At 60.3% G+C, this 8,178-nt stretch carries 8 protein-coding genes; 3 read left to right on the plus strand and 5 right to left on the minus strand.

The window, feature by feature from the left end:
* The first annotated feature begins 78 nt into the window (after positions 1-78).
* From hemE to HMPREF0308_RS00165, 3 genes are read left to right on the plus strand one after another with little or no spacing between them, the layout of a single operon-like run.
* A complete protein-coding gene (hemE, locus tag HMPREF0308_RS00155; RefSeq protein WP_034656498.1) occupies positions 79-1,119 on the plus strand; it encodes a uroporphyrinogen decarboxylase in 1,041 nt (346 codons plus the stop codon).
* Positions 1,119-2,513, plus strand: a complete 1,395-nt coding sequence (locus HMPREF0308_RS00160; RefSeq protein ID WP_005527618.1) for a protoporphyrinogen oxidase — start codon at positions 1,119-1,121, stop codon at positions 2,511-2,513. Before hemE ends, HMPREF0308_RS00160 begins: the two co-directional genes overlap by 1 nt.
* A 41-nt stretch (positions 2,514-2,554) precedes the next feature.
* Entirely contained in the window at positions 2,555-3,256 is a 702-nt protein-coding gene (locus HMPREF0308_RS00165) for a type 1 glutamine amidotransferase domain-containing protein (RefSeq protein ID WP_005527619.1), read from the plus strand.
* Positions 3,257-3,312: 56 nt separating this feature from the next.
* Here HMPREF0308_RS00165 and HMPREF0308_RS00170 read toward each other — a convergent pair whose 3' ends face one another.
* The 5 genes from HMPREF0308_RS00170 to HMPREF0308_RS00190 all read right to left on the minus strand — a co-directional run bounded on the left by HMPREF0308_RS00170 (position 3,313) and on the right by HMPREF0308_RS00190 (position 8,150).
* Entirely contained in the window at positions 3,313-4,431 is a 1,119-nt protein-coding gene (locus HMPREF0308_RS00170) for a DUF5808 domain-containing protein (RefSeq protein WP_005527620.1), read from the minus strand.
* Positions 4,428-4,796, minus strand: a complete 369-nt coding sequence (locus HMPREF0308_RS00175) for a GntR family transcriptional regulator (protein WP_005527621.1) — start codon at positions 4,794-4,796, stop codon at positions 4,428-4,430. Before HMPREF0308_RS00175 ends, HMPREF0308_RS00170 begins: the two co-directional genes overlap by 4 nt.
* 106 nt (positions 4,797-4,902) lie before the next feature.
* The gene (locus HMPREF0308_RS00180) at positions 4,903-6,408 is read right to left on the minus strand and encodes an ABC-F family ATP-binding cassette domain-containing protein (protein ID WP_005527622.1); all 1,506 of its coding nucleotides are present in this window, start codon (positions 6,406-6,408) and stop codon (positions 4,903-4,905) included.
* A 120-nt stretch (positions 6,409-6,528) separates the two neighbouring features.
* Positions 6,529-7,575 (minus strand): ABC transporter permease, encoded by a 1,047-nt coding sequence (locus tag HMPREF0308_RS00185; RefSeq protein ID WP_248630670.1) that lies wholly within the window; start codon positions 7,573-7,575, stop codon positions 6,529-6,531.
* Positions 7,575-8,150 (minus strand): ATP-binding cassette domain-containing protein, encoded by a 576-nt coding sequence (locus HMPREF0308_RS00190; RefSeq protein ID WP_005527625.1) that lies wholly within the window; start codon positions 8,148-8,150, stop codon positions 7,575-7,577. Before HMPREF0308_RS00190 ends, HMPREF0308_RS00185 begins: the two co-directional genes overlap by 1 nt.
* Positions 8,151-8,178: the final 28 nt, after the last annotated feature.

Consider the following 8,178-nt stretch of genomic DNA (forward strand, 5'->3'; position numbering starts at 1 on the left):
GGGATCGCATGCGCGGGCCCGCTAGCGAAGGTGTGGCTAACTAGATTCGTATCCAACTTTTGATTCATAATGAGGACCATGTCACGACTCAACAACGCCCCGCTTATCGACGCTGCCACTGGCCGCACTCCCTCTCGTCCGCCGGTGTGGTTCATGCGCCAAGCTGGACGTTCGCTGCCTGAGTACCGCAAAGTACGCGAGGGCATCGACATGCTCGACTCCTGCTTTATGCCGGAGCTGCTCGCCGAAATCACCCTGCAGCCGGTCCGCCGCCACGACGTCGACGGCGCCATCCTGTTCAGCGATATCGTCGTTCCGCTCAAAGCAGCAGGAGTAGGCGTGAACATCGTTCCCGGCCGCGGCCCAGTCATGGACGCGCCCATCCGCACCCGTCAGGACGTGGAGAACCTGCCCATCCTGGACCAGGACGTTCCCGAGGTCCGCGAAGGCATCCGCATCATCCTGGACGAGCTGAACCCGCAGCAGGCGCTCATTGGTTTCGTTGGTGCGCCTTTCACTCTGGCCAGCTACCTCGTGGAGGGCGGCCCGTCCAAGAACCACGAGAAAACCAAGGCCCTCATGCACGCGGAGCCGGAGACTTGGCACGTGTTGATGAAGCGCCTGACACCCACGATCATCTCCTTCTTGGAGCTGCAGATGGAGGCGGGCATCGATGCGATGCAGCTCTTCGACTCCTGGGCGGGCTACCTCAACGAGCGTGATTACCGCGAGTTCGTGCTGCCGTATTCCACGCGCATCCTCGCGGCTGCTGAGGGCCGCGTGCCACGCATCCACTTTGGTGTGGGAACCGGCGAGCTGCTCGGCGCGATGTCCGAGGCCGGCTCTGAAGTCATGGGCGTGGACTACCGCGTCTCCATGGATGCCGCAGCCAAGCGCGTGAGCGCCCGCACTTTGCAGGGCAACCTGGATCCTGCGCTCTTGTTCGCTGGCGACGACGCCATCCGCGGCGCAGTGCGCACCATCAAGGACGAGGTCGCGGCAGCCCAAGCAGCCGGCGACATCGATACACATATCTGGAACTCGGGCCACGGAGTACTACCTACCACCGACGCCGACGCTGTCACCCGCGCCGTCGCCATCATCCACGAGGAGGGCTAATGAAGATCGCAATTATTGGTGCAGGCTTGGCGGGCCTTACGGCAGCGTGGGAGATCGCTTCCCGCAACGAGGGCCACGAGATCGACGTCTATGAGGCAGAGGGCCGTATTGGCGGCAAGCTCTACACCGTGCCTTTCAACGACGGCCCCACCGATATGGGCGCTGAGGCCTTCCTTGCCCGCAACGCTGAGGTCGTGGACTTCTTCACCCAGCTGGGCTTGGCGGACTCCTTCGTCTCCCCATCGGGCCTTTCCCCGCTGGTCTACGTGGATTCGAAGCTGCAGTCCTTGCCCTCCGGCGGCATGATGGGCATCCCGTCTTCCTCGGCCACCATTGCACCTTTGGTTTCCGAAGAGACGGCGAAGCGCATCGACAACGAGGAGCCCTTTGAATGGGAAATCGGCGGCGACGTGTCCGTGGGCAAGCTGGTGCGCCAGCAGTTCGGCGACGACGTGGTGGACCACGTGGTCTCCGCTCTATTGGGCGGCGTGTACTCATGCACCGCGGACGACCTGGGGCTGCGCGCCACCATCCCGGCGTTGGCAGCGACCTTGGACAAGCTCGCCGCAGAGGGGCCCGTGACCCTTTCCGCCGCAGTCAAGGCGATGGAGGAGGCCCGACCTCGCACGCCTGGCAAGGGAGCACCGTTCCAAACTTTCCGCGGCGGCTACGCTGAGGTTTACGAGGCACTCGCGGAACAGTCCGGCGCCGATATCCACCTCGATTCCTTCATTTCTGGTGTGACCCGTGAGTCCGAGGGCTTCCGCGTCAAGGGCGCACCGAACGAGACCAGCCTTTATGACCGCGTGCTTTTTGCCACCCCGGCGCCGACCACCGCGCGCCTACTCCCAGCGCTTTCTCCTGCGGCTGCTGCCGCGCTGAAGAAGGTGAAGCTGGCCGGCTCCGTAGTTGTGGGCTTCAAGTTCGACTCGGATACTGATCCGGAAGGCAACCGCTTGCCCGATAACACCGGAATCCTGGTGGGCACGGATCAAGAGGGCGTAAACGCTAAAGCGTTTACGCTGTCTTCGAGAAAGTGGCCACACCTAGCTGAGCGCGGCGGTGCCCTGGTCCGCGCTTCCTTCGGCCGTTATGGCGACGACGCACTGCTGCGCGCGGAGGAAGATCAGCTGGTGGATTACGCGTTGGACGACCTCCAGCACATCACTGGTTTCGACGGCCGCGCGGCGGGCGTTTCTGAAATCTTCACCCAGCGCTGGTTCGGTGGCATCCCGCGTTACGACGAGACCCATCTGGCCACGGTTGCCGCGGCGCACGCCGCGCTTGCCGACGTCCCTGGCATAGAAGCCACCGGCGCCTGGTCCGGCGGCGTGGGTGTTCCGGCAGTCGTGGCAGATGCGCGCGGTGCGGTTGAGCGCTTGCTCGCTGGGTAGTCAGCCAGCCCTAAAATACAGAATCTGTACGATGGGGCGGCATGACTCAAGTACTTATGGTTCTAAGTGGTGCCCGTGTCTGGACTCTCGAGGACGGAACGGAGCACCCAACCGGCTTCTGGGCAGAGGAGTTTATCGCTCCTTATGATATCTTTACTGAAGCTGGATACGACGTCACTGTGGCCACCCCGGGCGGGGTCAAGCCAGTAGTTGATGAAATCTCTTTGAGCATCTCCGGTGGAGCCGACCCGCTTTCGGCCAAGAAGCTGAAATCTCGTCTTGCGGAGCTCGCCGATGTCCTGGAGAACCCGGCTGACCTCCATGACCAGAACGAGGAAGATTATGACCTCGTGTTCTACCCGGGTGGTCATGCCCCGATGGAGGACTTGGCCTTCGATGAATACTCTGGCCGTATGCTGGCCCAGCGCCTAGAAGCAGGCCGCCCGTTAGCGCTGCTGTGCCACGCTCCAGCAGCCATCTTGGCGGCTGGCAATCCTTCGCCTTTTGCAGGCCGCAAGGTCACGGGCCTGTCCAATCGCGAGGAGCTCATGAACTCCTTCGCCAAGAAGGCGAAGTGGCTGCTGGAGGATGAGCTAGTGGCGCGGGGCATGGACTATGACAAGGGCCTGCTGCCATTTACCTCGCACGTCGTGGTCGACGGCAATCTCTACACCGGTCAGAATCCCCAGTCCTCGAAGAAGCTCGCGAAGACCCTGGTCGAGACCTTGGGGGAGCAGGGCTAACCTCCGGCCCAATATGGGCGGCCAGGCCGCCTGCGGCGCGCCTGACACTCGAGCTGCTAGAGCAAAATCGGCAAAGCGATGGAACCTATGAGCAGTAGCAGAACGGCGGCCATGAAAACCTTCGCCTGCCAGCGCGCGTAGTTGAAGTCCATGCCGGCGCCGAAGCGCTTGTCCACCATGATGGCTGGGTCGTCAGGGTTGTAATAGAACATGCCCCACTTGTAGAACTTGTCATTATCGGGGGAGTCTTTGCCGTCGTCGGGGAAATTCACGCCCCGCAGGGCATCATCGATGCGCGTTTGTGCGCGCAGGATCATCACGAGGAGGGCGATGACCCCGACCAGGCTCATGACGATAACACCGATGAATCCCACAGGCAGCCAGTCGGCGTAGCGAGGCAATGCGGAGGCAACCTGAATCTGCGCCATGGGTAGGCAGAGTGCAAAGAGTAAGAAGCCTGTTGCCTGGTTTGTTGCGGCCATTACCGCGCGGTTTCGCAGCTGACCCTTGATGGAGCGGTCCGAACGTGAATGGACCGATGAGGTGCAGACGAACCAAAAAATCAGTGCGAAGACTGCGATCATTCCGAGGTTAACGAAGGTCAACCCGAATACAGTGCCGATGCCTTTGTCGCTCCAGGCGTCGGGCTGCATGGAGGCGCCCCAGTGCGTAGGGATGGTCTCGGGAATCGTGTCCCAGCCTTGGGCAACGATGCCCGCGGAAGCTGCGGTAATGAGCAGTGAGCCGAGGACCCAAATCCAGGGAAAGCGGACCTGGGCGGTGAGGTCGGCCAGCGCGCTGTTGTTCAGCGGCGTGGCAGTTATCTGTGCGGAAATGGCTGTTTCGACATCGTCATACCAGCCGCCCGCGGCTTTGGCCTCGATGATGCGGCGACGCGATTTAACGTAAGCAAAGAGTGCTCCAAAGATGACGATAAGGGAAGGAAGCGCTGCGATTGCTGGCCACTTCCATGTGGCCACTGAAATTAGGGTGGCGGCGATACCAAACGCCCACACGAGGCAGCGGTAGTGCTTAATCGCATCAGTTACTGCAGGCTCAGCGCGTTTGTCGTGGGGTACTGAAACACCAAGGGGCAAGACGGCTATCGCCGGTGCTGCCGCCAGGGCCCACGTCACGGCTAAGATGACCGCGGCCATTGATAATGCGAAAATCATGGTAGTTCCTTCAGGATGGCGTCGAGATGGTCACGGATTTCGGAAACGGTGAAGCCCTGCGCGCGTGCAAGCCAGGCGACGCGGGTGAGGCCCTCGTCGAGTTGCTGGGATTGGGCTGCAGTGCGGGCGCCTGGGCGGACCACGGAGCCGGAGCGTCCAGCGGTTTCGGCTAGGCCTTCGGCGACGAGTTTGTCATAAGCCTTCTTGACTGTGGCCGGGTTGATGCCGAAGTCGGCTGCGAGACGGCGAACTGGATCAAGCTTGTCGCCGTCACGGAGCTGACCGTGAGCGATGGCCGCAACTATCTCGTCGTGGATTTGTTTAAACAGTGGGACGTCAGAGTCCGGGCTAAGGGTGATGAACATGCACCCTCACTTTCTGTGTTGTTCTTACTAATACAACGTTGTATTAGTAAATATAGCACAGATTGTATTAGTGTCAATGATGCAAACTTGGGCTGAAACTAGTTACCTAAAGCTCAACGGTGCGATCGAGAAGCAAGCGTGCACAGAAGTGTTCGTCGTGACTCACCACCAGCATTGCCCCGCAGTATGCAGAGAGGACGTCGATAAGCCAATCCACGGTGGGAATGTCGAGGTTGTTCGTGGGTTCGTCGAGGAGTAGAAACTTCGGCGCTGGGTCTGACAACAAGACCCGGGCGCATTCGGCCCGAAAGCGCTCGCCGCCTGATAACTGGGAAAGCGGAGCGTGTACGCTGTCGTTCTGGAACAGTAATTGCGCAAGCTGATTGCGCAGATACTGCGGCGCAGCGTGAGGATTGGACTCGGTCACTAACTCCCACACGCTTTTATTGCCGGGAAGCGTTATGCGCTGACGCAAGTAGCCACAGGCTAGTGCGTAGTCGACGTCGCCGTTTGCCACGCGGTTGAGGAACGTTGTCTTTCCGGAACCGTTGGGGCCTGCGAGTCGGACGCGCTCAGGGCCCACGATGCTGAGTAGCTCACTGCGGAGAACGTGGGTTGCGTTAGGCAGTTGAGTGCTCGGAAGCTCGATATGGACGGCAGAATCGTCGCGTAGCCGCAGCTGAGCTTTGTCGTACTCCTGCTGTGCGCTTGCCACTGATTGGGCTGCTTCGTGCGAGCGCTTGGCAGCTGTGTTTTGAGAGCGATTCTTGTCCAGGCCCATTGCGAGAGGTGGCTTGCGCTTGGAAGCCGCGTATTTCTTTCCGCGACGCTCATCACGGGCTAGCCGCGTTTGCATTGCTGACCGCTGGCGGACTTCCTTGCGTAAGGCGGCCTTGGCCTGGTGGACGTCGGCAAGCGCGGCGTCCTGTTCTTGGTCAATAGCCTCCTCATAGGAGGCGTAGTTCCCAGTAAACATGCGTAGCGAGCCGTGGTAGAGCTCGGCGATGCAATCTGCGTGATTGAGTAAATCGCGGTCGTGTGAAATGACTAAAACCTGGGCCGGCGAGTCAGCGATCAAGCTAAGGAGAAGTTCCTTGGACTGCGCATCAAGGTTGTTTGTGGGCTCGTCCAAAATGATCACGTCAGGTTCGGAGAAAAAGAGCGCAGTAAGCGCGACAGTAACGGCCTCGCCGCCTGATAGGCTTCCGATTGAGCGATCCAAAGAAATGGGAAATTCCGACGCCGCGAGCGCAGCACTGATTTTTTCCTTGAGGTCCCAACGTTCGCCCACGACCTCGACGAGCTCGTCGGTGTAGTGTCCCGCTTCGATTTGCTCGATGGCCTCCAATACTTCACGGGCGTGGAACACGTCGGCAACAGTATCGGAGACTTTTAGACCTAAGTCTTGGTCGAGGTACCCGACGCTAGGGGCACTGACGGTACCTGAGGTTGGTTCGAGTATCCCGGCCAGCACCTTGGCCAGCGTTGATTTGCCCGAGCCGTTGGTGCCAACGAGTCCGGTGAACTGTGCACTAAAAGTCCCATTGAGATTCGAGAAACAGGGTTTACCATCGGGCCACACAATGGTGAGGTCAGTGAAAGAAATAGGCATGGATCGATCCGCCTTCGAGTCAGAGGTGTTGATGTGAGCTTCGAATTAAGAGCGGATCTTCATGGCAAGGAAGGGTAGCAGCGTGCCTGCGTGCTGTCCATAGTTTGTGGGGAAATGAGATTACAAGAAAAGCGCCACTGCCACTACTGCGAGGCCTTTCCAACCACGGCTTAAGTAGCCCACCACTTCAGGAGAAAAGGAAGCACCGAAACCGCCCGTATCGACCATGCTCATTTGCGTCACGCGGGCAGGGCGGGACCTAGTGTAGCCGGCCCACGCCAGGCCTACCGCGATGACTGCAAGTGCGGCAAGTGAAAGCTGCCACACGATGGCAACAAAGACCGTTCCTATAATCGCTGTGCCTATCGCAGCGCTCATAGGAAGACCCCACTCTGCCCAAGGTCCTTCCACGATCCGCCCAAAGGAACCTGCGCGGCTTACGGCCGCACCCACCATGGACCAAGCGGCGGCAAATGCAAGAATGCCCAGCGAACCCAGGTGCGGTGCGAACCCGAGGCTCAAACCAGCAACTGCCAGTGCGCCGACGCCGATGTACCAACGCCTGCTTAGACGGCGCGCGAAAAGGCCAGCTAAAGAAGCAGACGAACCGATCCGCGGTTTCAACCACATGCTTTGGCTGGCCAGGGCATCGGAGCTGACCTCAGAGTCGAGCAGGTTCACACCTGAACTGCTCACCTGACGGGAACGGCCAGCGGCGAGCAGTGACGCAACGGTGAAGGAACGCCAGCCTACGGCCATGCGTAATGCTGGCGCTGCCAGCGCGAATAGAGGAGATGTACCGAGGGACACGCAAAGCAGCAACGCGAGTGCAGTGACCCCGAGCAGCTGCAGAACTGAAATTGCATCCATGCCCCGCAGGCGTCCTTGTGGGCGGAGGTAGTAAACCCACCGGGGGCCTGGCATCCCACGCAGCGGGAACAGCGCCTCCAGAAGCACAATCAGCGCTAGCAGCCCCAGGATGCCGCCCGTTATCTGTAGAGGAGCAACGTCGGCGCGAATTACAACGAAAGGCAAATAGTCGGCGGCGTATTGCCACACGCCAAAGAGTACGCCTAGGAGACAACCAAACATGACGATCGCTCCAACGACGTCACCGAACTTCGACAGGGCCCGTGTCATGCCAGTACGAGAGTTGGTGTCAGGCATCATAGCACCACCAACTCATCGCACGCATCGGTGACGGTAGGCGAGTGGGACGCCACGATGATGCAGCGACCTTCTTTCGCCAGGTGGCGCAGTTCGCTGCTGAGGAATTGCGTCCACTCGGCGTCGAGGTGGCGCTCGGGTTCGTCGATAAGCAGTACTTGCGCGGGCTGGTAGAGCTGGATGGTCAGGAAAACGCGCTGGCGCTGGCCCGCGGACAAACGCGTGGCGGGGTGGGGCAGGAGCTCCTCAAGCGCCCACAATTCGATGATTTCAGCGAAGTCAACGCCAGTAGTCCGGGCGATGAGATCGATGTGCTCGCCCACGGTGAGGTCCGGTAGGAAGATGGGGTCGGCCACGGTGAGCACCGCGCTTGCCGACGCCCTCGTTCCCACCTCCTCCCCATCAACCCGGACGGTGCCCTCGAGAGTTGCGAGCTCGCCACCGAGAGTGGCGAGCAACGTCGACTTGCCTGAGCCGTTAGCTCCCTTGAGGCCGTACATGCGCCCCGAGGCAAACTCGCGGGCAAGATGGCCGAGGGCTGCGGTGTGTCCGTAAGTGGCATCGATGTTCAGCATATGGCAAGGCTATCAATTCGGCTGCTCG

This window comes from Corynebacterium striatum ATCC 6940, assembly GCF_000159135.1.
Classification (GTDB): Bacteria; Actinomycetota; Actinomycetes; order Mycobacteriales; family Mycobacteriaceae; genus Corynebacterium; species Corynebacterium striatum.

Coding starts and splice junctions, on each gene's coding strand:
- hemE (WP_034656498.1), top strand. CDS start 79: ATGTCACGACTCAACAACGCCCCGCTTATCGACGCTGCCACTGGCCGC.
- HMPREF0308_RS00160 (WP_005527618.1), top strand. CDS start 1,119: ATGAAGATCGCAATTATTGGTGCAGGCTTGGCGGGCCTTACGGCAGCG.
- HMPREF0308_RS00165 (WP_005527619.1), top strand. CDS start 2,555: ATGACTCAAGTACTTATGGTTCTAAGTGGTGCCCGTGTCTGGACTCTC.
- HMPREF0308_RS00170 (WP_005527620.1), bottom strand. CDS start 4,431: ATGATTTTCGCATTATCAATGGCCGCGGTCATCTTAGCCGTGACGTGG.
- HMPREF0308_RS00175 (WP_005527621.1), bottom strand. CDS start 4,796: ATGTTCATCACCCTTAGCCCGGACTCTGACGTCCCACTGTTTAAACAA.
- HMPREF0308_RS00180 (WP_005527622.1), bottom strand. CDS start 6,408: ATGCCTATTTCTTTCACTGACCTCACCATTGTGTGGCCCGATGGTAAA.
- HMPREF0308_RS00185 (WP_248630670.1), bottom strand. CDS start 7,575: ATGCCTGACACCAACTCTCGTACTGGCATGACACGGGCCCTGTCGAAG.
- HMPREF0308_RS00190 (WP_005527625.1), bottom strand. CDS start 8,150: ATGCTGAACATCGATGCCACTTACGGACACACCGCAGCCCTCGGCCAT.